The sequence below is a fragment of the Klebsiella sp. P1954 genome, from assembly GCF_018199955.1.
Classification (GTDB): domain Bacteria; phylum Pseudomonadota; class Gammaproteobacteria; order Enterobacterales; family Enterobacteriaceae; genus Klebsiella; species Klebsiella pneumoniae.
In genome coordinates this window covers 278543-304465 of sequence record NZ_CP073373.1, presented here as the reverse complement: position 1 = coordinate 304465, position 25923 = coordinate 278543, and the positions used below count along the sequence as shown (strand labels likewise).

Genomic DNA, 25923 nt, shown 5'->3' with positions numbered 1-25923 from the left:
GGCCCGGCGTTGCCGGGTCTCCCAGACCACTCATTCCCGGTCACTGATGTGAAAAGGGAAACGGTGCCGGCGCGAATGCGCCCGATCGAAAAATCATCGCTCCACCAGGTTCGGTCCCGCTGTTAGCGACAATAAACAACTCGCGATGCCCGGGGCGGATCGCCAGGCTTGTCGATTTAAGGTTACGGCCTTTGTCGCGGTCAGGCAGCACAATTTGCCCAATAGGCAGTCCGTTGCGGTTGAAGACCATGACGCGGCCCTGGCCTGAGATGGCCACATATACATTGCCTTCGCTGTCGACACGGGCCCCGTCTGGCGCCGGCCCGGTGAACTGATAGGTAACAACTGAACCAAACGGGGCGACCGTAGTGGCGTCTGACAGTCTTACGCGATGAAGCCTGTTTTTAGCGTGTTCTGTGGCCCATATCTGAGAGCCGCCGGGGTCAATCGCTATGCCGTTCCCGACCGCGAGTCCAGGCAGGATGGCATGAATTGACCCGACATTGGGACTAACGTAGAACACCCCACCCTGTGGATCGGCTGAATTTCCCCGGCTGTCAGTGAAATAAAATCCGCCCTGATTATCAAAGACCAGATCGTTGACAAGAAATCCAGTATCAGGGGCAACAATCATCTGCTCACGGGTGCCGTTGGGTTCGATAGCCCGGACAGAACCTCGCTGCATATCGCCCACCGACGCGATAAAGATCCGTCCATCTTTGTGTACCGCCAGGCCGGAAGCACCGAATGAATTCTCCTTAAGGACAATGGAAAGCTGCCGCTCCGGGGTTAGCTTAAACACGCGCCCCGTCGCCACATCAACAAACAGCAGGTTATTGTTCCGATCGAACACGATCCCTTCGAGCACGAGCGACGCCTGTGAAACGTTGAAGTACGGCTGGGCCTCCACGGTCTGAAGAGAACGCTCCCAGGGCGGTATGGGGACGGCACTGCATGTAAGCGCGTTATGATTTAGTCCATTCATGTAGTTTATCCCCGGCAATAATACAGAGGGAGACTTCACCTGCAGTCTCCCTGTGACAGCAGGTATTAACTTTTATCAAACTGACTTTCGGTAAACGGATCGGCGCGACCGCCCTGCAATGGGATTTTGGCAAGCGCCGCATCGATTTCGCGTAGCTCGCTGTCCGTCAACCGGACTTGCGGTGCGCCGCTGTTTTCTATCAGGTGCGGATATTGCGTCGTACCCGGGATAGGGACAATCCAGGGCCGCTGCGCCATCACCCAGGCCAGCGCGAACTGAACCGGAGTGGTGTTTTTGCGACGGGCCCACGACTGCGCGAATTCAAGCAGCACCATGTTTTTGGCCAGGGCATCGGGCTGGAAGCGTGGCAGGTTATGCCGCCATTTGGTCATTACCAGGCATAAGCCTGGGGCGCTTCTCCCCCGGGGCCGGGCCAGATTTCGTCGAGACAGCTCATGGTGTCGTCTGATAGCGTGACTGTCGTTGCGTGAAGCGCCTGCTGGAGTTGTTCGACCGTACGAGGCCCAATCAGTGGAGCGGTAACGACAGGATTCTGCAGGAGCCACGCCAGGGCCACATCGGAGGGGGTTTCGCCGAGGTCCTCACATAATCCCTCGTAGGCTTCCAGCTGCGGACGATACTGTTCGATTAGACGGGCAAACGCGGGCCTGGCACGGCGCCCGCTTGCCATCTTTTTCAGTACGCCGCCAAGCAGCCCTCCGGCAAGCGGGCTCCAGGGGATCAACCCCAGGCCAAAATGGCGGCATGCGGGAATGACCTCCAGCTCAATGGTGCGGGCTGTCAGATTATAAAGACTTTGCTCGGCGACCAGGCCCAGGAAATGACGGGCCGTGGCGACTGACTGCGCAGTCGCAATGTCCCAGCCCGCGAAATTGCTGCTACCGATATAAAGAACCTTTCCCTGCTGAACAAGCAGTTCCATGGCCTGCCAGATCTCTTCCCACGGCGTATGGCGATCGATGTGATGCATCTGATAGACGTCAATATGGTCGGTATTAAGCCGTCGCAAACTGTCCTCGCAGGCCTTGCGAATATGATACGCAGAAAGCCGGCGATCGTTCGGGCCCGGTCCCATAGGCTGATAGACTTTTGTCGCCAGAACGATGCGTTCACGGCGGCCACCCTGCTGAAGCCAGCGACCAATAATTTCCTCGGACAGCCCCGAGCCTTGCTGGATATCGGGAGATTGTTCAGTGCCATACACGTCTGCTGTATCAATGAAATTGATACCCGCCTCAAGCGCCTCATCCAGAATGCGGGCGCTGGTCTTCTCGTCGGTGACGTCACCAAAATTCATGGTTCCGAGACAAAGGCGGCTGACTTTCAGGCCGGTGCGGCCAAGATGCGTATAGTTCATAAACGGCTCCGTTAGATGAGTGTTCCGCCCTGGCCTACCAGCCAGAGCGCATGATTTTCAAGAATAACGAAGCACAACGTGTACAGTGAGTGGACGTGCATGAATGGACTTGTGAAAAAAATTCAGCAATGGATTAGCCCTAATCGGTCTAAGGTGTATATCATTTCTTCATCAACGCATTCGGGTTTTAACGCCGCATAAGGAAAACTTTTCTGTATGCAAATAAGCAGAGCTGATGTTGCCGATCTTATTTATTTCATGGCGATTGCACGTCATCGCAGCTTCAGCCGTGCGGCAATTGAATTAGGCGTCAGTGCATCAGCGCTGAGTCATGCCCTGAAGGGACTGGAAACCCGGCTCGGAGTTCGCCTGCTTAATCGCACGACCAAGAGCGTCACCCCTACGGCAGCTGGTGAGGAACTGGTTCAGTCTGTTCTTCAGCCTTTCGACACCATAGAAGGCGCGCTTGAATCGCTTAACCGGTATCGCAATACCCCTACCGGACGTATCCGCATCAATGCAGCCGTTGAAGCGGCAAATCTTTTGCTTGCGCCGGTCATGCCCGCTTTTATGGATCGCTATCCCGATATTGAAATCGATATTGTGGCCAGCAACCGAATGGTTGACGTGACTGATGCGGGCTTCGATGCCGGCATCCGCTATGGTGGCACCGTCCCGGAGGACATGGTTGCCCGGCGTTTATCTGCCGATATTCGCTGGGTTATCGCGGCCTCCCCTGATTACCTGGAACGCTACGGAACGCCTGAACATCCGGATGATTTATTACACCATCGCTGCATCAGCAATCGTCTCGGTGACGATCGGGTTTATCGCTGGGAACTTACGCGAGACGGCGAAACATACCAAATGACAGTGCCAGGCTCAGTGACGGTCAATCATGCCGAAACGGGTCTGGTGGCCGTATTGGGCGGGGCTGGCCTGATGTATTTTCCGGAGCCTCTTGTTGCACCCTATGTCAAGGATGGACGGCTCCGTCTGGTGCTTACGGAATGGTCCCCACTAGAGGAAGGTTTTCATATCTATTATTCAAGCCGCCGGCAATTGCCGACCGGGCTTCGCCTTCTGATTGAGTTCATACAGGAGGCCAGGCCGCTGGGGTTGTGAAATAGTGCCTCCATACTGAACGATGCGTTATCGGCTTTATCGCCCCGTCGCTTATTCAGAATGCTCAGTTGCAGGAAGCCGCAGGGAGTCTGCAAGGCGTGCTGTTTGCTAATAATGGAGAAACAAGAGGTAACGCTGTGAAAAATTACAAAAAAAACATGGGTTGTAGTTTATTTGAAGGCTAGCCCAGGTGACCCGCATCAATAAGCGCCATACGAAGATGTTTCTGAATGAAATCCGCTTTATAAATGCTGTATCGGTGGCTGTCATTTTCACATAATAACATCGCGTTTTTTTTCATTAAAGCGTACTGAATGGCTACGTCATTGTGTTTAATAAGGTAATCACGGAATGCCAGGTGTTTTATGATTTGAGCATCCCCGGTGGTAAACGCATGGATATGATGACTACGCTGACTTCCACCTTTTGTAAAGTACCTACGATTTAAAATGCCGTTTTCACCACGCACAGTATATCCTACACCCTCCATTGCCTGATTCAAACTGTCCAGTTCTTCAAGATTAGCAACTTCGATTAATATATCTATTACTGGCTTAGCTGATAATCCAGGCACCGAGGTGCTACCAATATGATGAATCCGGGATATCACTTTACCAAGCGTCATCTGCAACAGAGTACGTTCGTTCTCAAATAAAGCCGGCCACATCTCATCATAATCAACTACAGTCAATATTCGCATGTTCAACAGTCACACCTTTTAAGGAAATTTAAGCAGTCACAATAACATAAATCGCCTCTGCTGACTTGAAGGCATTTATAATCTGTATCTGTCCTCATAATTTTCAACCATCGTCTGACAAGATGCCCTAAACCCCTTTGTAGTGCTCTTTATTCAGACCATACTTCTTCATTCTGAGATAAAGTTTTTTACGCGGTATCAGCAGATACTCCGCCACCTCATTAATACGTCCCTGGTGGATATTCAGCGCTTCGGTGATGATCTGCCGTTCGACGTCCTCAACCCGCTGATCCAGCGGCGTCGGCTCGCCAATGTGCATCAGCGGATTAACCGTTTCTGCGAGTGGTAATACCCCTACTGCAAACAACTCGGCGGCGTTCGCCAGTTCGCGAACGTTATTTGGCCACACCCGGCGCATCATCCCCTTCAACAGACCAGCATCCACCTCCGGGACGGAATGATTCAGCCGTTGACAGGTTTTTTGCAAATAGTGATGAAACAGCGGCTCGATATCATCAGGTCGCTTTGACAGAGGCTGGCAGCCAATTTGCGTCATCGCAAAGCAGTAATAGAGTTCCGCCACTATCTGGCTGCTGGCGGCCAACTCCACCAGCGAAGCGCTACCGATACCAATCAGGCGAAAAGGCCGCTTCTCATGACTCTGCAGCTGTACCAGCTGATGCTGTTGCTCGTGAGTCAGATGCTCGGGGTGACTTAAGACCAGCGTTCCGCCCTGGGCCTGGGCGATCAGTTCATTAAGCGTATGGGCGTTAGCCGGAGTCAGCTCGCAGGCAATAAACGGACCTTCAGCGTGCCGTCCTAACTGGTGCAGGTAACGCGCGCCGGTCATGCGGCCGGTTCCCGGCTCGCCGTAAAGCCATACCGCAATATCCGTTTCTGCCAGCTGCTGAAGGCGCTGGCGATACCGAACCGTCCATTGGCTGCGGCCAATAAGCTCAACCTGTAATTTTTGCTGACAATACTGGCGACGGGCGATAACCGATTGCCTCTGACGCAGCGCGGCGTCCACCAGCGTGAGCAGTTTGCCCGGATCGATCGGCTTTTGCAGGAAATCCCAGGCCCCTTTTTTCACCGCCTCCACCGCCATCGGCACATCGCCGTGACCGGTGATAAGCAGAATCGGCAGCAGATCGTCCTCCTGATGAAACAACGTCATTAAATCGATACCGGAGCAGCCGGGCATGCAGACATCGCTTAAAACGATGCCGGGCCAGTCCTTCGGCACCTGCTCCCGCGCATCAAACGGATTATTACAGGCACTGACATGATACCCCGCTTGCTCAAGCAGCTGCGTATAGGCATCCAGCACATCGGCATCATCGTCAATCAGCAGAATCGAACAGTTATTACTCAACATCTTTTACATCCGTCAAATTGAATTCCAGCACCACGCAGGCACTGCGTGTAAAGGTCGACGCCAGGCGCAACGCCCCTTCCATTTGCGTCATCAGCGAAACACATATCGAAAGCCCTATTCCGAGCCCCACGGTTTTACTGGTAGTGAACGGCTTTAACAGCGAAGGGAGTAAGGCCGCAGGCCAGCCAGGGCCGTTATCGGCAATCAACACGCACAGCCTTCCGCCCTGGATTTGCCAGCTCACGGTGATTTGCGCGGCGTGCGGGCAGGCGTCGAGGGCATTGGACAGCACGTTCACCAGCACCTGATGGACGCGCACTTCGTCCCCCTGGATCCAGACAGTGTCATCCGGTATCACCAGCGTCCCCTGCTGAGGCTTATGACGCATCGCCAGCAGTTCCCACGCCACGGTAAACGTCTGACGCAAATCGACCGGATGCAGCGGCGTTTCCAGTTCTGCGCGGCGGGTAAACTGGCGCAGGGAGCGGATAATCGCGTCAATGCGGTTGATCAGCCCTTCTGCTTTGCTTAACGTCGTCCGCGCCTGCTCCGCCTGTCCCTGTTCGATCGCCCTTCCCGCCGTAAAAAGATACATCGACAGCGCGTTCAGCGGCTGATTAATCTCATGCGCCAGGGTGGTCATCGTCTGTCCCACCACCGCCAGTTTAGCGGTCTGGATCAGCTCGTCCTGCGTGGCGCGCAGATCGGCCTCAATCGCTTTTCGCTCGCCAATCTCCTGTTCCAGCTGCTGTTTTTGCGCATTAAGCTGACCCAGGGTATGACGAAGCAAACCGGCAATACGTCCCAGCTCGTCGCGCCCGTAAACCGGAATGGTCGCCTCGGTCCGGCCCAGACCAATCTGCACCACCGCCTGATTCAGCGCGGTAAAGCGTTTCACCAGCCGCGAGCGAATAAAATAATGGTTTAGCCCCCATGCCAGCAGCAGCGCCAGCAAGGTCGCCACCAGGATTAACCCGCCGCTGACCCGGACAATCTGCGCCATACGCTGATTAAACATCTGCATCTGCTGGTGACTGCTGCCAAGCTGGGCTTCCAGCAGCGTTCTGAAGCGCCCCAGCGTCGCTTCTCTGGACCGGCTGGCTTCCACGAGCGCTTTTTGCGCGCTAACATAGTCGCGCATGGTATCCGGCATATTATTTTTCACCATGCCAATTTCCAGCAGCTCATCAATCGTTTGTCGCAGGGTAATGGTGCTCGGCCAGTCATCCAGCGCACGGATATTTTCATCCGCCGTTTTTTTCAGGTTTTCAAGATAGCGGATATGCGTCTCCACCAGCATGCCGTCATCATTCCCGGATTTCAGTTCATTGAGCCTGTCGCGCAGGTCGTCAACGATCTGATTTTCAATACGAGCCAGGGTATAGACCTGCTGCTGTTCGTTCTGCACTTCCCGGGCGCGTTTCAGATACTGCCTCGCATCCCCCTGTCGGGCTTCAATCTGATCGAGCAGCGTTCCCTGTTGCCAGGTAAAATCCTGCACCAGCGAATTCAGCTCGGTGGTGAAATCATCGTGCAGCCAGTCGATCCGCGCCGCAAGCTCTCCCACCTTTTCACGAACCAGAAACATGTTGTAGAGCACGCGATCCAGTTCCGCCAGCAGCGCGCGGCTGTCCTGCAATATCACCCCCAACTGCTGGCGTTCTGCCGGCGACAACCCCTGACTTAGCCGTTCTATTTTGTCCAGATGCTGGATAATCTGGTTGCGCAGCTGCAGTCGTACCGTGGTATTTGGCGCCAGCAGAAATTCATTGAGCTGATCGACCACCAGGTTGAGATTCCCTTCAATCAGAAAAGCCGCATGGATGCGCGGAAAATACTCATCCAGCGAATAGCGGATCTGCGAACTTTGTTCATGCCAGGAATAGAGGCTTACGCTGCTGACAATCAGCGTAAGCAGCGCCCCCGTCAGAAATGCCCCGCGCAGACTGCTACTGATACTGATTTGCCGCAGGCGTTGCAGCATGGACCTGTCCGTCATTTCAGTTCTTCCAGTTTAGTAATCGCCTGCCGCTGGTTGTTGAGAAACCAGAGCTGCCACTCCATCATCTGCTGTTCCGCAAAACTTTTGTTGTCGAAGTGAGCCAGCCAGGCTTCATCCTCGCTGCTGGCCGGATCCACCGGGACACGGGTGAGCAGCGCCCGTATCTCGGGCAGCGGACGCTTAAGACGGACCTCCGCGCTATGCAGCGCTCGCCAGGCGTCTTTGAGCTGGGCAAGACGAAAGCTAATCGCCGTATCAAACATCCGCTGAACCAAACGCTGACGTTTGAGGATCAATCGATAGTTTAATGGCGGTTGATTCATCAGCATCGCCTGCTGCGCCGCCCGTGGATTGCCTGGCGCCAGCGGTGTTACCGGATACTTCCCGGTATTAGCGTCGGCGAGGATCGTCTGGCCCTCCGGACTTAACAGATAGCGAATAAACCGCCGCGCTTCGCTGGCGTGCTGGCTGTTTTTAAGCACTGCGACATAGGTCGGCGAAACCGCCGACTGGGGGAAATAGCTAAAAGCCAGGTGCGGATCGTACAGCAGCAGATTGGCGTAATTATCAATCACCGGACCAGCCACGCCCAGGCCGCTTTTAATCTTATCTGCCACCCCAAAGCTACGGGATGAAATGGTCACGAGGTTTCCCGCCGTCGTCAACAGCGTTTCCCATCCTTTAATCCAGCCTTTTTGTTGCAGCAGCGACTCCACCATCAGATGGTTGGTATCCGAACGCGACGGACTGCTCATCAGCAGCGCCCCCTGATAACGGGGATCGGTCAGGTCATCCCAGTCCGCTGGCGCAGGCAGATGCCGGGTCATCAGTGCCGAGCGATTCATCAGCAAACCGAACCCGGAGATCGCCACGGCCACGGAGGTGGAGCGAATGGATTCCGGCACCAGATGTTGGCTGACTGCCGGCGCACCGCTGAACGGCGCCAGTTTTTGATGCTCCTGAAGATGCTGCAGCAGCATCGGTGACGAAGTCAGGATCAGATCGACATTTTCGGCATTTGCCGTATCAAGCAACTGTTCCAGCGAGGCGCTGGTGCGGTTGAGCGTCCTTATCATCACCGACCCTGGCTCTTTCTGCCAGCGATCGATAATCCACACGGTGGCGCTGGGAGAAAATGTCGTCGCCATCACCAGCTCATTGCTTTGCGCCGCACAGGGTCTCAGCCATGCGGTCAGCAGCAGCAGCGCGAGCATTTTGCTCACTATCCTGACCCCACGAAGAAATATGTTTGTGATCCCGTTCATAAATATTGAAATACCGTAAAAACCGCGTTGAGACAAAACTTACCCGTTTATGACATCTGGTGAATTAATCGCCGCGAGCGGAAAAATAGTCAAACGGGCGTCCGGGAATATCGGGAAAGATTACCAGATAATGATTAGGCAATTTGTTAGTGTCCGCACAAGCCGGACATAAAATCAGCGCAAAATTAATTGCGCAAAATCTCGCTCATGCCAGATGGGTCAAAAACAACCCGTCCCTGCATTATTTTGAGTCAATTTTGACTCATTTCTACGATTTGAATTTTTTAGCCGCTTATTTCACCCTTCGGGGTAATTACTCCTGATGTTCATATCAATATAAATACAGGTGACGACATGTTATCATTATTAAAAAAAGGCCCGTCGGCGAATAAAGTTCCTGCTGAGAAAATTCAGGCAACCTATGGTCGATACCGTATGCAGGCGCTGCTAAGCGTATTTCTGGGATACCTGGCGTACTATATCGTGCGCAATAACTTCACCTTATCCACGCCCTATCTGAAAGAACAGTTAGACCTCAGCGCCACGCAGATCGGTTTGCTCAGCAGCTGTATGCTCATCGCCTACGGGATCAGTAAAGGCGTAATGAGCAGCCTCGCGGATAAAGCCAGCCCGAAAGTCTTTATGGCCTGTGGCCTGGTGCTGTGCGCCATCGTCAACGTCGGGTTAGGATTCAGTACCGCATTCTGGGTCTTCGCTGCGCTGGTTGTCCTGAACGGCCTGTTTCAGGGTATGGGGGTCGGCCCCTCTTTTATTACTATTGCGAACTGGTTCCCGCGCCGTGAGCGTGGCCGCGTAGGGGCGTTCTGGAACATTTCCCATAACGTCGGCGGCGGAATTGTCGCCCCGATCGTCGGCGCCGCATTCGCCATTCTCGGCACCGAGCACTGGCAGAGCGCCAGTTACATTGTACCGGCCTGCGTGGCGGTGGTATTCGCCATTAGCGTACTGGTGCTGGGTAAGGGTTCGCCGCGCGAGGAAGGTCTGCCTTCGCTGGCAGAGATGATGCCGGAAGAGAAAGTGGTGCTGAAGACCAAACACGGCCAGAAAGCGCCGGAGCACATGAGCGCATTTCAGATCTTCTGTACCTACGTACTGTGTAACAAAAACGCCTGGTATGTCTCCTTTGTGGATGTGTTTGTCTATATGGTGCGTTTCGGCATGATCAGCTGGCTGCCAATTTACCTGCTGACGGTGAAACATTTTTCCAAAGAACAAATGAGCGTCGCATTCCTGTTTTTTGAGTGGGCGGCGATTCCGTCTACTCTGCTGGCCGGCTGGCTCTCCGACAAGCTGTTTAAAGGGCGCCGGATGCCGTTAGCCATAATCTGTATGACGCTAATCTTCATCTGTCTGATCGGCTACTGGAAAAGCGAATCGCTACTGATGGTCACGGTATTCGCGGCAATTGTGGGCTGCCTTATTTATGTCCCGCAGTTTCTGGCCTCGGTCCAGACCATGGAAATCGTCCCCAGCTTTGCCGTCGGTTCAGCCGTGGGTCTGCGCGGATTTATGAGCTATATCTTTGGCGCATCGTTAGGCACCAGCCTGTTCGGCGTAATGGTCGATAAAATGGGCTGGCACGGCGGGTTCTATCTGCTGATGGGCGGGATCGTCTGCTGCATACTCTTCTGCTACCTCTCTCATCGCGGCGCGCTGGAACTTGAGCAACAGCGTAAAATCACCGAGCAGGAAGAGGCCCGACTGGCACTGGCTGACGCACAGTAAGCGCCTGAACCCCGGTAAAAGAGCCAGCAAGCTGGCTCTTTTGTCGTTGAGAGAGGAATAGATGTCCGCGGCGGCTTCCGACAGCGGTATAAAGCAAGTATTCCTGCCATCACTGATGTTGCTGCTGAGTGGCCTACTTCGCCGGGATAATCAGCACCTGACCCGGATAGATTTTGTCGGGATGGGTCAGCATCGGTTTATTGGCTTCAAAAATACGTTGATAATCATTGGCCGAGCCATACATCGCTTTTGAGATTGCGCTCAGAGTGTCACCGGATTTGACCGTGTAAAAACGACTTTCCGCCCCGCTTTGCGTCACCTTAACGCCGTCACTGACCTGGCCTACGCCAGTGACATTCCCGACCGCTACCAGAATTTTTTCCTTATCCTCCTGCGAAGCGACATCACCAGTGACCGTTGCGGTGCCATCTTCCGCAACATCAATATTGACCTTTTCGGCGCCAGGCAGATTAAGTCCATCGATATGTTTTTTCAGCTTATCGGCCCGATCTTCTTTACTGTCGCCGGAGACGGCATCCCATATTTTCTCACCCGCTTCTTTCACAAAATTTAATAATCCCATCTTTCCATACCTCCACGACGGTTACATGATCACATCATCATCGGACCCGTTGATCCAATGTCAGGGGGCTGGTTTTGCTACCCGCCCTCGCGTCAACAGCCTGAAGCAGCACAAGCCACCATCAAAGTATAATCAATGAGCGTCAAAGTGCAGGAAATTTGCCATGGTATGGCAGGAAAGTCTGTATTCCGGCAAGGCGACACGAAACTAAAGCGGACATTATCCCCCCGAACACAAGGCACCTGGCGCAGAGGCTGATTGATTGTGAAAGGATATGGGACCTTAAATGGCAGGCTGGGAGTTGGCACCCCGCCTGAGGGCTCCTGATTCTGGTCGCCAATGCTTTCAGGACGTTTTTCTTACTGAGATCGTCTCAAAAACATTCGCTGATTTCTGCCGCAGCAGCTACAGTAAATCCAGGTTAAACTGGTATGACCACACAAGGCGAGACTCATGGAATCTGTCATCATCCCCGTAAGCCAGGGCGGCTTTGTCGCCGCCACGCTCTGGCAAAGACACAAAGCCAAAGCATTGGTGATCGTTCACCCGGCGACGGCCGTTGTACAGGGATTTTATAAAGGATTCGCTGAATACCTTTATAAAAGGGGGTTTAGTGTCATTACTTATGATTACCGGGGCACTGGTCTTTCGAAGTCCGGGAGAGTCCGTCACAACAAAAACACCATGTCCGACTGGATCGAGCAGGACGTCGGATGCATCACCGCGTGGGCGAAAGCCCGAGCCCCTGGCCTTACCCTGCTGGCGATTGGGCACAGTATTGGCGGGCATGCCGTGCTGTTATCTTCCGCCTCCACCGACCTGCGAGCCGCCGTCATGGTTGCCTCACACGCAGGCGTGACAAGCACTATCAGCCAAACGAAGGAAAAGCTGCGAGTATGGTGCTTACTGCGCGTTTTGGGGCCGGCACTTTGCCGGCTCTTTGGGTATATGCCAGCCAGACGTCTCGGGCTGGGTGAAGATTTACCGGCTCCGGCGATGCTTCAGTGGGGACGCTGGAGCGCGATGCCTGAATATTTCTATGACGACCCGGAGTGGGATGCGCGTCAGCGGGCAGGAAAGATAACCTTACCTATTCTGGTGTTGGGTTTTGATGACGACCCCTGGGCTAATACAGAAGCCATCTCACGCCTGCTTGCTCCAGCGCAAAACGCAAAAATAGAACGCCGTGAAATACGGCGGGCGGATTACGGACTTTCATCCATTGGTCATATGGGCTTCTTTCGTACCCGGAATGCGGAGAAATTATGGCCCCTCGTCGCACAATGGCTGGAGAGACATTGCCCGGATAAGAGGCGGACGACCTGAGCAATATTTCAGGAGACGCCGCTTCCGGCGCCTCCTGTTCTTCACCTCGCGGCTACTCCTCGTACGCCGCGTGATGGAAATCAATTTCCCACTGCAGCACCTCGCCGTAAAGCGCCGATAACGCCTGCTTTTCGTCTTCACTCAGCGCCATGGCGCAGCGGTCGAGTTCGTTTTTTAGCCAGAGAGCCTGCTGATAAAATTCGTCCTCCGCGTGCATTTCCACCCAGCGTCGTAAATCAGCATCGCTCTGATAATGTTCGCTCGCCCGTCGGCACCAAAAATAGTACATCCATTCCGCACCGAACATCAGGGTCACAATCTGCTCATAGCTGCCCTCGTGGGCGGTCCGCAGCATACCGTCGCGAAAGCGCCGTACCCCGGGCAAATCATCCGGGTACTCAGCGGGATCGATCTGCCGCGCTGACAACACCTGTTCAAACCACGCGATCTGTATATCAACCAGGGCATTCAGCACGCCAATCAGCCAGCGCTGCTGTTGAATACCCGGCGCTTTGCTGACCCCGAGGGCAAAAATCGCGATTGCCGTCGCGACAAAGTTGCCCTCAAACACCAGATAGCGGTTGAAGACGACTGTCGGCAGACGATCCTGTTCGATATCAGTCACAAACGGGTGCTGCTGCATCGCCTGCCACGCCGGTTGATGCTCGCGCAGAAGGCGTTCGCTAAACGCTTCCATTAAGCTTCCTCCAGCGCGGCCTGCGCGACCGACATAAAATGTTTCACCCGGGCCAGCTCAACATCGTTCCACCAGACGCCATCGACCTTCATTGTACTGGCCACAATGACCCCCTGAGTCCGCCCGAGGATCTGCTTCACGTTAGCCGGTGTCACCCCGGAGCCCACCAGCAGCGGTAGTTCCGTCGCCGCGCGGATCTCGTCAATTTCCGCCATCGTGGCGCTATCGCCCGTACGCTGGCCGGTGGCGATCACCGCGTCAGCCTCGAAGAAATCGACATCGCGCGTCAGTTCCTGAATCGAACGATCGGCGACAATGGCATGGCTACCGTGCTTAACGTGGCTATCGGCAAAAACGCGAATATGTTCAGCGCGCAGCATACTGCGGTATCGCAGCGTCTTAGCGGCCGCCCCTTCTATAAATCCTTCGTTGGCGATATAGGCGTTGGCCCACTGGTTTACGCGGACGAAATCGGCGCCTCCCGCCAGGGCGATCGCCATTGCCGGGATCGCCGCGTTAGCCAGAACGTTAATGCCCAGCGGCACAGCAAAACGTTCACGAACTTTCTCGGTAATGACCGCCATCAGCGCTGAGGTTTCATGGCCGATATCCTCAGGTTTAGAGAAAGGAATATCGCCATGATTTTCAATAATCAGACCATGAACACCGCCTGAAATATAATTTTCAGCATCGCGAAGCGCACGTTCAACAATATCCGAGACTGATTTTCCTCGATATTTTGGCGTGCCAGGAAATGGGTCGCAATGAATAACACCAATAACAGCCTTGCTTCGTGAAAAAATAGCTTGTATTGCATTCGTTTTTTCTGCTGAGATAGCAACCATCTTATCCATCCTGTTAAGGGAACACTATGCGTGTTTACGTTACTGGTAATATTACCGTAGATGAAACCTGGTCCATTCCGGATATACCGAAAAAAGGAGCCTCCATTCACGGCGTTAAAGTGTCGCAGGATATCGGCGGTAAAGGCGCGAACCAGGCGATTATATTATCCCGCTGCGGAATAGAGACGCGTTTAATTGCCGCCACGGGAAATGACAGCAACGGCGCGTGGATCCGCCAGCAGATAAAAAATGAACCACTGATGCTACTACCCGACGGCCATTTCAATCAACATAGCGATACCTCGATTATTTTAAATAGCGCTGATGGCGACAACGCCATCATTACCACTACGGCGGCGGCCGATACATTCAGCCTGGATGAAATGATTCCGCATATGGCGGATGCCGTCGCTGGCGATATTCTGCTACAGCAGGGCAATTTCTCCCTCGATAAAACGCGGGCGCTGTTCCAGTACGCCAGAAGCCGCGGCATGACGACGGTATTCAACCCCTCACCTGTCAATCCTGACTTTTGCCATCTGTGGCCCCTCATCGACATCGCGGTGGTCAATGAATCCGAGGCCGAGCTGCTCCAGCCATACGGGGTGAAAACCTTAGTGATTACCCAGGGCGCCGCAGGCGCCTGGCTGGTCCAGGAGGGCCAGCGTCAGTTTTGTCCCGCCGTGCCCGCCGAGGCGCTTGATACTACCGGCGCGGGCGACACGTTCCTCGCCGTCATGTTGGCCTCCGCCCTGCTGCGCGGCGTCGCGCCGGATGCGCTGGCGCTGGCGCACGCCAGTCGCGCTGCCGCCATTACGGTTAGCCGCCGGGGGACGCTCAGCGCGTTTCCCGGCAGCCGTGAGCTCGCCGCCCTGTTAACCACGGACGGGGCGCGCTGACCTACTTAAACAGCGGACGGTATGAATCGACGTTCGCTTTGGTTACCACCGTCGCTGGAACCAGAATGGTTTTCGGCACGGTTTTACCCGACGTGATGCTGTTCAGCGCATTCAGGGCTTCGGCGCCCATCTTTTCCGGGTCCTGCTGCAGTACGGCGGTGACGTAGCCGCCGTCAATACCGGAAATCGCCTTCGCCGTCAGATCCCAGCCAAAGACTTTAATATCCTTCTGCCGCCCCTGGTTTTCTACGGCGGCGATAGCGCCGAGCAGCGCGGGTTCGCCGGTGGCATAAATCGCTGTCAGATCCGGATTACCGGTGATCAGGTTTTCCGCCGCGGTCATCGCTTTATCCTGCACATTCTGCCCGTCGACCACGTTAGCGATAGTAATCTTCGGATTGCTTTTCAGCGTCTCTTCGAACCCTTTCTGCCGCTGGTTCTGAATGGCCGAATTCAGCGCGCCGACTATACCCAGTCGCGCCTGGCCGCCCATCTCTTTCTGCACGTAGTCCACGAAGTATTGACCGATAATTCTGCCGCCTTCAATATTATCAACGCCGACCTGAGCTGCCTGTGGCCCGGCCGGTAATACGGCATCAATCGCAATCACCGGAATGTTTGCGGCGGCGGCTTCTTTAACCGCTGGCATGATCCCGTTAACGTCGATAGCAGCAACCAGAATGCCTTTAACGCCTTGCTGAATATAGTTTTCTATCGCGTCGTTTTGCGCCACGGGATTATCGTTAGAGTTAAAAATAACTAAATCCTTGCCACTGGCTTTGGCCGCATCTTGTGCGCCTTTATTCATCAGATTAAAGAACAGCGCCTGTTGGTTGATTTGTACCAGCGCATAAGTCGGACCGGCAGCGCTGGCGGCAGAAATAAAACTCATGGATGCCAGCATGGTCGTGGCGACAGCAAGGAAACGCAGTTTTCCGGTGTGAAATAACATCATCAGTATCCTCGTCGGGAATAGTTGATAGCCAGCAGAGTTCCGCGCCGCATGCGAACGCAGAAGGATTATTTTTTTTGGCGGGCAAATATCGTCTATATCGCCAGAACAATCATTGAACGTTCGGCGGATACCTGCTTAATGTCATCCCGGCAACCGGTCCGTGTCGGTGCGCGACTGGAATAACTTAAACGGGGTTGGGAATGACTTCCCGGATGATGCGGTAAACTGCCTATACAATTCTCTGCTGATTAAAATTTGTCAAGCATTTATTTTTGGTGATTGTTCGCAGAGAAATTGCTGTATCCACCGCGCTTAACTATGTTACAGATAGCCGATTCTGGCAGAAATGGCGCAGGAAATGAGTATAAAACGTGTATTGTTATCCGATGTGGCAAAGCTGGCCGGGCTGTCGAAGGCGACCCTGTCGCGCTATATGAACAACAGTATTGTGCTGCCGCAGGACACCATCGACCGCATCGAAACCGCCATTCGCGAACTGGACTATCGCGGCAATAGCCTGGCACGCCGTCTTAGCAAAGGCGGCAGCGAAACGCTTGGCCTGGTGCTTCCCGATATTACCAACCCCTTCTTTGCCGAACTGGCCGACGCAGCCGAAGAGGCCGCTTCTGCCAGCGGCTACAGCCTGGTGCTGTGTATCACCCGCAACAACCCGGAAAAAGAGTGCCAGTTCATTCGCTGGCTGGATACCTGCCAGGTCGACGGTCTGCTGTTCACCACCAACCGCCCCGATAATGGCCTGCTGCGCAAGGAAGTCCAGCGTCACGAACGGATTGTCCTGCTGGATGAAGATATTCCCGGCAGTAAGGTACCGAAAGTGTTTGCCGATAACGTCCAGGGCGGGCGGATCGCCACCGAAAAACTGATCGCCGCCGGGCATCGCCATATCGCTTTCGTCGGTGGCCCGGACAAGCTGATGAGCGTCCGCGAGCGCTATCAGGGCTTTTGCACCGCGATGGAGCAAGCGGGCCTGAGCTGGCCGCCCGAATGGGTGATGTATGGCGACTACCAGCGCGAGTTTGGCCAGCAAGCGTTGCGGTACCTGTTCAGCCAACAGGTTCGCCCTACCGCCGTCTTCGCTGCCAGCGACTATCTGGTGCTCGGTCTGCTCGACGGCTTGCGCGCCAGTGGGCTCCAGGCGCCAGAGGCGCTATCGTTAGTCGGCTTCGATGACGCCAACTATGCCGATTTTACCCAGCCGCGGATCTCCACTATCCGTCAGCCCGCCCGCGAACTGGGCCGCACTGCGGTGAACATCATGATGCGCCTGCTAAACGACGATCCGGATATCCCTGCGGAAACCCGCCTGCCGGTTGAATGGATTGGCCGCGACTCGATCAAGATTTGTTAAGCCCGTCCCAAAATGGCGCAAAAGCGCCCGCTTTTGGCGCAAAAAACGATCAATTAACAATTTATTCACTATAATCAGTAAACCGGTTTACCGGATTGTATTCAATTAAGTGTATTGAATACATAAGGTTAAGTTACAGGGCTGCTGTGTGGTTACTGCCCTGGCACGGATGCTGCAATGTTCTTACTGGCGAACAAATATCTTACATAGCGTTTGTCCTGACTGCACTGGCGAGTGCTCTGGTCCGCAGGTAAACCGGTTTACTAGATTGTAAACCGTGTCGGATAGAGTCTCTCCCGCAGGATGGCGAACATTTTCCCGGCCACAGCGATGGGAGTTATCAGATGCAGCAGCCACAAACTACCCCGCCAAGGGTAGAGATGATCAATATCACCAAGACCTACGGGTCGATACGCTCATTGCGCGGAGTCAACCTTGAGCTGGCCCCGGGCGAAGTGCTGGGCTTAGTGGGCGATAACGGCGCGGGGAAATCCACCTTGACCAAAGTGCTCTCTGGCGCGGTGATCCCCTCCAGCGGCACGATTCGTATCGACGGTGAACAGCAACAGTTTACGAATCCGGCCGATTCACGCCGTTGCCATATCGAGATGGTCTACCAGGATCTGTCGCTCTGTGACACGGTCGATGTCGCGGGCAATCTGTTTATGGGCCGTGAGCCGATGAAATCGGTCCTCGGCATCCCCTTTCTCGACGAGGCCAAAATGCACGCCGATGCCAGAGAGATGCTTAAAGGGCTCGGGATCTCCATTCCGGATACCCGGCTGCTGGTGCGAAATCTCTCCGGCGGCCAGCGCCAGGCTATAGCCATCGCCCGCGCCGCGGCCTTTGACCCGAAAGTGCTGATTATGGATGAACCCACCGCCGCGCTGGCCGTCGCGGAAGTTGAAGCGGTTCTGGAGCTCATTCGCCGCGTTTCCGCTCGCGGGGTGAGCGTGATTCTGATTACCCACCGCCTGCAGGACCTGTTCCTGGTCTGCGACCGGATCATGGTGATGTATGAAGGTACCAACGTCGCCGACAGACGGGTGTCCGACACCAGCCTGAGCGATATCGTTAACCTGATTGTGGGCGAAAAATTCACCGCCCGCTCTGCGGCAGCACATTGAGGTAACAGGATGAGTATCATGAATTTAAGCAGCTCACGCATGATCCAGCATTCGCTGCCGCGCCGCCTGCTGCATAACCATTCAGGCGTAGTCAGCATCGCGCTCTTTTTCGTCTTCTGCTGCGTGGTGTTTTCGCTGATCACCAGCAACTTTCTCACCGGCACCAACTGGCTCAACATTATCCGTCAGAGCGCCCCGCTGCTGATCGTCGCGACGGCAATGACTCTGGTCATTACCACCGGCGGTATCGATCTGTCGGTAGGCTCCACCCTGGCGCTGGTCGGCGCGCTCTCCGCTATCGCCCTGAATAGCTGGGGTCTGCCGTGGCCGGTGGTACTCCTCGGCGGCCTGCTGCTAGGCGGATTCGTTGGTGCCATCAACGGCTTCTTTATTGCCTATGAGGGCATTCCGGCGTTTATCGTCACGCTCGCCACCCTGGCCGTAGTTCGCGGCATCGCGCTGCTGGTCACCCAGGGCTACTCGATTCCGGTGCCGGCTGACAGCCTGTTTACCTTTATCGGACGCGCGTGGGTCGTCGGGATCCCCATGCCCGCACTGCTCGGCATTCTGATTCTGCTGATCGGGCATATCGTTCTCAACCATATGCGCTTTGGCCGCTACGTGACCGCCATCGGCGCTAACGCCGAAGGCGCGCGGCGCAGCGGTATTAACACCAAAGCGGTCACCATGAAGGTCTATATCATCAGCGGAATGGCCGCCGCGCTGGCGGGGATGATCATTACCGCACGCCTCGGCAGCGGCTCCTCCAACCAGGGCGAAGGCTTTGAACTGCAGGTCATTGCTGCCGTTGTGCTAGGCAGCACCAGTCTGTTTGGCGGCTTCGGAACTATTATTGGCACGCTGCTGGGCGCACTGTCGATTGCGGTCATTCAGAACGGGCTGATCCTGTCGCATATTTCGCCGTTTTACACCCAGATAGCCACCGGCACCATTATCCTGCTGGCTATCTGGCTGAACACCCGCATTCTCAACCCGACGCGCTCCGCGGCAAAAGGATAGCTGATGAAAGGATCAATTTTTCGCCATCCCTCGCCGCTGCCGGTTGGCGTTAGCAGCGGTTACGTAATGACTGTGCTTGGCCCACTGCCGATTAACGAAATGGGCGTTACTCTGATGCATGAGCATATTCTGCTGGATGCCTCCGGCAAATGGGTGCCGCCCTGCTGCTGCAGCGATCGCCATCTTGCCGAAATGCCGGTGAAAATGGAAAACCTTGGCGAACTGTCGCTCAACCCGCTGATGAGCCGCGATAACTGTCAGCTGTTTGATGTCGACGTTGCGATTGACGAGCTGACTAAATATCGCGCCCTTGGCGGAGAAACGGTAGTCGACCCGACCAATATCGGCATTGGCCGCGATCCGAAAGCGCTGGCGCGCATCGCGCGGCTGACCGGTCTGAACATCATTATGGGTACCGGGCTCTATCTGGAACCTTCGCACCCTGAGTGGGTAAAAATCAGCAGCGTCGAACAGCTGACCGAACGGCTGATTTACGATCTTGGCGGCGCGGAGGAGAAACCGGAGGTGCTCGCCGGGCTCATCGGCGAAATCGGTATCTCCAGCCGCTTTACGCCGGATGAGGAGAAATCCCTGCGCGCTGCGGGTCGGGCCAGCGCCGCGACCGGCGTGCCGATCGAGGTCCATCTGCCCGGCTGGGAGCGGCTGGGCCATCGGGTGCTGGATATTCTCGAGCAGGAAGGCGCCGATTTACGCCATACCGTGCTGTGCCATATGAATCCCAGCTTTGCCGATAAGCGCTACCAGCGCGAACTGGCGCAGCGCGGGGCGTTTCTCGAATACGACATGATTGGCATGAGCTATTACTACGCCGACGAGTCGGCGCAGTCGCCCTCCGACGAGGAGAACGCCCGCGCGATCCGCGAGCTGATTGACGACGGCTACATCCAGCAAATTCTGCTGTCGCAGGACGTCTTCCTGAAAACCATGCTCACCCGCTACGGCGGCCACGGTTATGGCTACATACTCAAGCATTTTGTTCCCCGTCTGCGGCGCCACGGCGTCAGCGGCGAACAACTTGAAACCTTAATGATTGGAAACCCCCAGCGGGTCTTTGGCGGATAAAAGGAAACGTCATCATGCAGAAAAAAATCTTACTGGTCGGTGAGTCCTGGACCAGCACGTCAACGCACGTTAAAGGCTTCGACCAGTTTGCCACCGCCACCTGGCACACCGGCGCAACGGACTTTCTGGCCGCGCTCGCCGACAGTCCCTATGCCATTACCTATATGCCCGCCCACGCGGCGGCGACCGACTTTCCGCTGACGCTGGAAGCGCTGCAGGAGTGGGATGCGATTATTCTCTCGGACATTGGCGCCAATACGCTGCTGCTGCATCCGGACACCTGGCTGAAGAGCCGCCGAACCGCCAACCGTTTAACGCTCCTGCATGATTACGTGGCCGGCGGGGGGGCGCTGATGATGATCGGCGGCTATTACAGCTTCCAGGGAATCAACGGCGGCGCGCGCTACCGCCATACCGAGGTGGAGAAAGTGCTGCCGGTACGCTGCCTGGCCTGGGACGATCGCATTGAAACCCCGGAAGGCTGCTATGCCGAAGTGACGGAGTCTCACCCCCTGTTTAACGATATTCCGGGCGAATGGCCGTGGCTGCTGGGCTATAACGAAGTTGAAATGCACCCGGAAGGCAAACTGCTGGCGACCGTGGCCGGTACCGGTCATCCGCTGTTGGCTGTTCGCGAATATCAGCAGGGTCGCTCGCTGGTGTGGACCAGCGACATGTCGGCGCACTGGCTGCCGGAAGAGTTTACCAAATGGCCCGGCTATCGCCAGCTGTGGATTAACTGCCTCGACTGGCTAACGGAACGCCGCTGATGACCGCGACCCTTGAGCTCGCCCGGCAGCTGCTGGGCTTTAACACCATCAACCCGCCGGGCAGCGAAGCCGACTGCATGCGGTTCTTCGCCGACTGGCTTGACGATAGCGGTTTTGAGGTTTCGCTGTCGTCGTTCGGCGAAGGACGCTGCAATCTTATCGCCAGCCTGCCCGGGGCGAAGAGCGGTAAACCGCTGGCCTTTACCGGACATCTGGATACCGTCCCGCTGGGAAATGCCCGCTGGCAGTACGATCCTTTCGGCTCGCAGATGGAAGACGGGCGTCTTTATGGCCGCGGATCCAGCGATATGAAAGCGGCGATAGCGGCGTTTGCCGTCGCCTGCGTTCATCAGCGGGAAGCGATCCTCGCCGGACGCGGCGCGGTATTGCTGATAACCGGCGGAGAAGAGACCGGCTGCGACGGCGCGCGGGCGCTGATCGCCTCCGCAACGTTGCCGGAGGTGGGCGCGCTGATCGTCGGTGAACCCACCGCCAACTATCCGGTTATCGGCCATAAAGGCGCGCTCTGGCTACGCTGCGAAACGCGGGGGAAAACCGCCCACGGCGCGATGCCGGAGCTGGGGACCAATGCTATTTATCTTGCGGCGGATGCGTTGGGTAAGATTCAGCATTTTTCGCCAGGCGCGCCGCATCCGCTAATGAAGCAACCCACCCTCAACGTCGGACGCATAGAAGGCGGACTCAATATTAATTCCGTACCGGACCGCACGCGTTTTGATGTCGATATCCGCAGCGCGCCCAATTTACAGCACGCCACTATCCGGGAGCGCTTGACGACGCTGCTTGGCGAAAGCGTCACCGTCTCCACGCTGGTCGACCTGCCCGCCGTCCTCAGCCGGGAGGATCATGCGTGGATTAAGCAGGTTTATCAACGCTGTCAGCCGCTGCACGCTGAGCCGATTGCGCCGCGCGTGGTGCCCTACTTTACCGACGCCTCGCTGCTGCTGCCTGCATTGGGCGATCCGCCCTGTATTATTCTCGGCCCCGGCGAGCCGTCGATGGCGCATCAAACCGACGAATACTGCCTGCTCAGCCGACTGGCGGAGGCCGAACAGCTATACGGTGACATCATTCGCGACTGGATGGCATCACCGCCCGCGACGAAAGTAAAAAATGAGTGACACTGTCACTGAAAGCGCGTGCCATGCAATTCAGCGTTTGAATAATATCGCGGAATAACAGAGGATAACCGCCTCGTACACGACGGTATCACCACCAGCAAGGAGGCTTAGCATGTCCGTGAAAACCAACGCTGTGCTCGTTTGCACCCTCTCTTTACTCCTTTCCGCCTGCTCGGGTCGTGCTTCTGCGCCGGGCAGCGCCGAAGACGCTAAAATATCGGCTGAAGTGGATAAGATACTTCGCGATTATCAAACGGGTTCCGATACTTCACCCCAGGCCAATGCCTCACGCTATCTGGCGCGGATCCAGGCGGCTATCTTCGCTAACATAGACCAGCCGGCCTCCTGGCAAGGGCAAAAATGCTCGGTGCGCTTTATGCTGCAGCGTGACGGGACGGTGCAGGATCCAACGGTCGAGAGCGGCGATCGGCCATTCTGCGCGCAGGTGATGTCCGCGCTGAAAAAAGCCAACATCCCGCCCGCGCCGGACGAAAAAACCTATCAAACCTTCAGTCATGTCGTGCTGGACGTGAAGCCCTGAGCTTGCCCGCAGAAATGGCCCCGGCCATCACCAGGGCCATTTCGAACAAGATAAGCTGACAGCCCTGCTTAACAGACGCTTTTTGGCGATCAGCGAGGAATGATTCAATAGTAACAGGCTGGCGCAAGCCTGTTTTTTTTCCATTCTTCAGGATCGTGGCCGGGTATGAATACCGCATGATATCGCTCGGTAAGCTGACGCAGCTTTCGCACAGACTGAGCGACATCAGTAGCAGACGTCATTAGCCCCGGGAGAGCCTTCTCATGGTAATGATCTAAGGTATAAGCCGCATCAATCGCTAGCGTAAAATTTGTACCACCCGGTAAGCGGATAATAAAAGATTGATGGCCCGGTGAATGCCCTGGGGTGAAAATACATTGTAACGTGCCATCACCGTAAAGGTCATAGTGATCATCGGACAACCCGTTCAGAAATAGCCAGTTAAGTTGGGGACGATCGAAATCGCGTCGGCAATAGGCTCCCGAAGTAAACCAGTCAGGGGCAAAGGCATATTCATACTCTTGCCTCTGGACAACATGCGTAGCATGGGGGAAGCGACCAATTGCTCCCGTATGATCAGAGTGCAAATGGGACAGGACCACATAGCGGATATCCTCAGGAGCAATGCCAATCCTCTTAAGTTGTTCCACGCAACCCTGTTCTTCTGACATCACCGGTTTAAACTGCTCTACAGCACTTCCCCAATAACCGCTGGGATCTTTCAATCCTTCGACAGCCAGACCGCCGTCAATCAGCGTAAACCCATCCGGATGGGTCAGCAGAAACCAGGGGACAGGGATCTCATAATGCTCTCCCACGCCCTGATTCATCCGGATATGCTGATATCGACAATGCTGTGTTCCTGACTGGAACATGAAAAGCTTTATCTCTGGCATCATTATTTTCCACCAATAAATCAATTAAATAGATTGAAATTTAGCCTGACTCAGGCCTTGAGTCTGGATTTTTCATCATTTCGCAGTAAAGCAGTAGATACCTGTCCCCACTTACATTTATCGGTAAAGCCAATATAATTGGTGAATGGATCTCTTCTCAGCAATGCGCATATTTATCAGGGTGGTTGAACGGGGCAGCATGTCGGCTGCAGCCCGCGATCTCGGTATTGGCCAGCCCGCCGTGAGTGAAAGAATAGAAAAACTGGAAGCTCATCTTGGGACACGTTTGCTTAGGCGCAACACGCGTAACATGTCTCTAACGCAAAGCGGTAACGTGTTTTATGAGCGAAGCAAAACGGCCGTTCAGGCGGCAGAGCATGCTCTTTCTGTGAATGAGGAAAATCAGGGGCTGCAAGGCAAAATCCGTATTGCCGCGCCCTATTCCGCCGGAGAAAGCTTGCTGATGCCTGCATTGTTGCAGCTTCAGAACGAGCATCCGGAGCTACAGGTCGATGTCATTTTTAACGACCGCGTCATCAATCCCGTCACCGAGGGGGTCGATTTATCGCTGAGATTAGGTGATGTCTCCGAAGGTTTTTTTGTCGCACGCCCGCTTGGCACCGTGCGCAGAGTGTTACTCGCCTCTCCGGCTTTGCTGGCGAAAATGGGTCATCCTGACACGCCGGATGCGCTGACAGATTATCCATTTGCTGCTGTTTCCGGTGTATTCGCCAGTAATCGCATTCAATTGGTCGCTTCCGAAGATCAACTCATTAATGTTCCCGTCAATATTCAATTTCAGTCCACGCACTGGCGGAGTGTCCTCTCCTGGTTATTAGCGGGACATGCCATTGGTGTTTTGCAAAGTCCGGTTTGCAGAAAAGAAATGGCAGACGGCGCGCTCATCCCCCTCTTAAGCCATTATCCGATCCCGCCATTTAGTGCCTGGTTGCTCAATCCACCAGCTGGGATGATGTCGTATGAAACGCGAATTTGTGCCTCCCTGCTGGAGGGCTATATCAGAGATTTGTTGCTTGAGCCGGCCGGCTGAATAAAACAGCGCTGCCCTGGCGCGCTGAAGATGGCCTCTTGTTAATGACTCAATCTCTGATGCATGAAATCAATAAGCGCTCTTGTTTTTGCCGGCAAGTAACGCCGATCTGAATACAGAGCGAACAATTGCAAGGGGGCTGCCGATTGTTCAAATTCAATCTCGATTAACCGCCCATCATCAATATAGGGTTGGCAGGCTTGTTTCGACAGGATGGCAAAACCGACACCTGAGATGGCCGCTCGCCCTGCCATCTCTCCGCTGTTGACCCGATAACGACCGTTAACCTTGATCGTCTCGAATCCGCCCTTTTTATTCACAAACTGCCAGGGAGCGCCTTTAAGCGCATTCACCGTTGTAATACAGGGTAACTCTTCAAATTGCTGTATTCGAGAAGGCGTGCCATAACGCTGGATGACGGAGGGGGCCGCAACGATGGTGCAAGGGATCGTCACCAGATGACGGGCGATGTAGTCACTGTCATCCATCTGACCACGGCTAACAATGACAGCTAAATCCAGATCATCTCGCAGGGATTCATAACCCGACAAATTTGTGACGCAACTTATCTCCAGATCCGGATGCTGACAGGCGAAATCAGCAACAACAGAGCCCAGCAATACAGGACCGATTTCATTGGGAATACAGATACGTAATGGCCCCTTGAATTGCATTTGTCGCAACGTTATTTCGGTTTCAGTTTGCTCAAGTGCTTCCAGTAATGGCTTCGCCCGGGTATAGAGTAGATGCCCAGCCTGTGTGAGCTTCATATGTCGGGTACTGCGCTCAATGAGCTGAAGGTTCAGTTTGTCTTCTAACTGAGAAATGCAACGGCTCACATTTGATGTCGGCATTTCCAGGGCTTTCGATGCCCCGACAAAACTGTCTCTTTCCACCACAGCAATGAAGATTTTCAGCGCATTAAAGTCAAGAACTGGCCGCATCAACTATCCCACATATGATAATAATGAGTGCCATTTTTACCATCTAATCGACAAGTTTGATAGCAGTTAAGCTAGGATATCTTTCATCCACAGGTC

The 25923-nt window shown here is 54.9% G+C and carries 24 protein-coding genes and 1 pseudogene; 12 read left to right on the top strand and 13 right to left on the bottom strand.

Annotated features, from left to right (window positions below):
• Positions 1–40: 40 nt before the first annotated feature.
• From KB890_RS01530 to KB890_RS01520, 3 genes and pseudogenes are all read right to left on the bottom strand, one after another.
• Positions 41–985 (bottom strand): SMP-30/gluconolactonase/LRE family protein, encoded by a 945-nt coding sequence (locus KB890_RS01530; RefSeq protein WP_004884416.1) that lies wholly within the window; start codon positions 983–985, stop codon positions 41–43.
• Positions 986–1050: 65 nt separating this feature from the next.
• Positions 1051–1374: pseudogene (locus tag KB890_RS01525) on the bottom strand (aldo/keto reductase); the annotation flags it as partial.
• Between the two features lie 2 nt (positions 1375–1376).
• Positions 1377–2363, bottom strand: a complete 987-nt coding sequence (locus tag KB890_RS01520) for an aldo/keto reductase (protein ID WP_004179872.1) — start codon at positions 2361–2363, stop codon at positions 1377–1379.
• A gap of 216 nt (positions 2364–2579) precedes the next feature.
• On the opposite strand from KB890_RS01520, the gene KB890_RS01515 reads away from it, so the two are divergent.
• Entirely contained in the window at positions 2580–3488 is a 909-nt protein-coding gene (locus tag KB890_RS01515) for a LysR family transcriptional regulator (RefSeq protein WP_004179874.1), read from the top strand.
• A 181-nt stretch (positions 3489–3669) separates the two neighbouring features.
• Here the strand turns inward: KB890_RS01515 and KB890_RS01510 are convergent, their stop codons facing one another.
• The 4 genes from KB890_RS01510 to pgtC all read right to left on the bottom strand — a co-directional run bounded on the left by KB890_RS01510 (position 3670) and on the right by pgtC (position 8782).
• Positions 3670–4188 carry a GrpB family protein gene (locus KB890_RS01510; RefSeq protein WP_004179884.1) on the bottom strand — a complete coding sequence of 173 codons (519 nt, stop codon included), beginning with the start codon at positions 4186–4188 and terminating at the stop codon, positions 3670–3672.
• 127 nt (positions 4189–4315) lie between these two features.
• Complete coding sequence (pgtA, locus tag KB890_RS01505; protein WP_004179886.1) at positions 4316–5566, bottom strand: two-component system response regulator PgtA; 1251 nt, start codon at positions 5564–5566, stop codon at positions 4316–4318.
• Positions 5556–7550: a two-component system sensor histidine kinase PgtB gene (gene pgtB, locus KB890_RS01500; protein ID WP_004176164.1), complete on the bottom strand. Its 1995-nt coding sequence runs from the start codon at positions 7548–7550 to the stop codon at positions 5556–5558. The genes pgtA and pgtB overlap by 11 nt, the downstream gene beginning before the upstream one ends.
• An 11-nt stretch (positions 7551–7561) precedes the next feature.
• Complete coding sequence (pgtC, locus tag KB890_RS01495) at positions 7562–8782, bottom strand: phosphoglycerate transport regulator PgtC (protein WP_004179889.1); 1221 nt, start codon at positions 8780–8782, stop codon at positions 7562–7564.
• A gap of 405 nt (positions 8783–9187) precedes the next feature.
• On the opposite strand from pgtC, the gene pgtP reads away from it, so the two are divergent.
• Positions 9188–10579, top strand: coding sequence for a phosphoglycerate transporter PgtP (gene pgtP / locus KB890_RS01490; protein ID WP_004179891.1), 1392 nt, complete (start codon positions 9188–9190; stop codon positions 10577–10579).
• A 133-nt stretch (positions 10580–10712) separates the two neighbouring features.
• Here pgtP and lysM read toward each other — a convergent pair whose 3' ends face one another.
• Positions 10713–11162: a peptidoglycan-binding protein LysM gene (gene lysM / locus KB890_RS01485; protein ID WP_004179893.1), complete on the bottom strand. Its 450-nt coding sequence runs from the start codon at positions 11160–11162 to the stop codon at positions 10713–10715.
• Positions 11163–11615: 453 nt separating this feature from the next.
• On the opposite strand from lysM, the gene KB890_RS01480 reads away from it, so the two are divergent.
• Positions 11616–12488, top strand: coding sequence for an alpha/beta hydrolase family protein (locus tag KB890_RS01480; RefSeq protein ID WP_004151646.1), 873 nt, complete (start codon positions 11616–11618; stop codon positions 12486–12488).
• A 52-nt stretch (positions 12489–12540) separates the two neighbouring features.
• Here KB890_RS01480 and KB890_RS01475 read toward each other — a convergent pair whose 3' ends face one another.
• Positions 12541–13185 carry a TenA family protein gene (locus tag KB890_RS01475; protein ID WP_002904912.1) on the bottom strand — a complete coding sequence of 215 codons (645 nt, stop codon included), beginning with the start codon at positions 13183–13185 and terminating at the stop codon, positions 12541–12543.
• Positions 13185–14030, bottom strand: a complete 846-nt coding sequence (locus KB890_RS01470; RefSeq protein ID WP_004179896.1) for a BtpA/SgcQ family protein — start codon at positions 14028–14030, stop codon at positions 13185–13187. Before KB890_RS01470 ends, KB890_RS01475 begins: the two co-directional genes overlap by 1 nt.
• 26 nt (positions 14031–14056) lie before the next feature.
• On the opposite strand from KB890_RS01470, the gene KB890_RS01465 reads away from it, so the two are divergent.
• Positions 14057–14929, top strand: a complete 873-nt coding sequence (locus KB890_RS01465) for a PfkB family carbohydrate kinase (RefSeq protein WP_004179897.1) — start codon at positions 14057–14059, stop codon at positions 14927–14929.
• A 1-nt stretch (position 14930) separates the two neighbouring features.
• On the opposite strand, the gene KB890_RS01460 is transcribed toward KB890_RS01465, so the two are convergent.
• A complete protein-coding gene (locus tag KB890_RS01460; RefSeq protein WP_004176159.1) occupies positions 14931–15884 on the bottom strand; it encodes an ABC transporter substrate-binding protein in 954 nt (317 codons plus the stop codon).
• Between the two features lie 346 nt (positions 15885–16230).
• On the opposite strand from KB890_RS01460, the gene KB890_RS01455 reads away from it, so the two are divergent.
• From KB890_RS01455 to KB890_RS01425, 7 genes are all read left to right on the top strand, one after another.
• Positions 16231–17253: a LacI family DNA-binding transcriptional regulator gene (locus KB890_RS01455; protein WP_004176158.1), complete on the top strand. Its 1023-nt coding sequence runs from the start codon at positions 16231–16233 to the stop codon at positions 17251–17253.
• Between the two features lie 380 nt (positions 17254–17633).
• The gene (locus tag KB890_RS01450) at positions 17634–18380 is read left to right on the top strand and encodes an ATP-binding cassette domain-containing protein (RefSeq protein ID WP_004198552.1); all 747 of its coding nucleotides are present in this window, start codon (positions 17634–17636) and stop codon (positions 18378–18380) included.
• A gap of 18 nt (positions 18381–18398) precedes the next feature.
• Entirely contained in the window at positions 18399–19400 is a 1002-nt protein-coding gene (locus tag KB890_RS01445; protein WP_002904978.1) for an ABC transporter permease, read from the top strand.
• Between the two features lie 3 nt (positions 19401–19403).
• Positions 19404–20483, top strand: coding sequence for a phosphotriesterase family protein (locus KB890_RS01440; protein WP_004176149.1), 1080 nt, complete (start codon positions 19404–19406; stop codon positions 20481–20483).
• Between the two features lie 14 nt (positions 20484–20497).
• Positions 20498–21253: a glutamine amidotransferase gene (locus KB890_RS01435; RefSeq protein WP_004179898.1), complete on the top strand. Its 756-nt coding sequence runs from the start codon at positions 20498–20500 to the stop codon at positions 21251–21253.
• On the top strand, positions 21253–22395 hold the full coding sequence (locus KB890_RS01430) for a M20 family metallopeptidase (RefSeq protein ID WP_004179899.1): 1143 nt from the start codon (positions 21253–21255) through the stop codon (positions 22393–22395). The genes KB890_RS01435 and KB890_RS01430 overlap by 1 nt, the downstream gene beginning before the upstream one ends.
• Before the next feature lie 112 nt (positions 22396–22507).
• The gene (locus KB890_RS01425; protein ID WP_004179900.1) at positions 22508–22936 is read left to right on the top strand and encodes a cell envelope integrity TolA family protein; all 429 of its coding nucleotides are present in this window, start codon (positions 22508–22510) and stop codon (positions 22934–22936) included.
• A gap of 104 nt (positions 22937–23040) precedes the next feature.
• Here the strand turns inward: KB890_RS01425 and ahlK are convergent, their stop codons facing one another.
• Positions 23041–23835, bottom strand: coding sequence for an N-acyl homoserine lactonase AhlK (gene ahlK, locus KB890_RS01420; RefSeq protein ID WP_020325045.1), 795 nt, complete (start codon positions 23833–23835; stop codon positions 23041–23043).
• 160 nt (positions 23836–23995) lie between these two features.
• On the opposite strand from ahlK, the gene KB890_RS01415 reads away from it, so the two are divergent.
• On the top strand, positions 23996–24883 hold the full coding sequence (locus KB890_RS01415) for a LysR family transcriptional regulator (RefSeq protein WP_004179902.1): 888 nt from the start codon (positions 23996–23998) through the stop codon (positions 24881–24883).
• 41 nt (positions 24884–24924) lie between these two features.
• Here the strand turns inward: KB890_RS01415 and KB890_RS01410 are convergent, their stop codons facing one another.
• Entirely contained in the window at positions 24925–25827 is a 903-nt protein-coding gene (locus tag KB890_RS01410; protein WP_004179910.1) for a LysR family transcriptional regulator, read from the bottom strand.
• Positions 25828–25923: the final 96 nt, after the last annotated feature.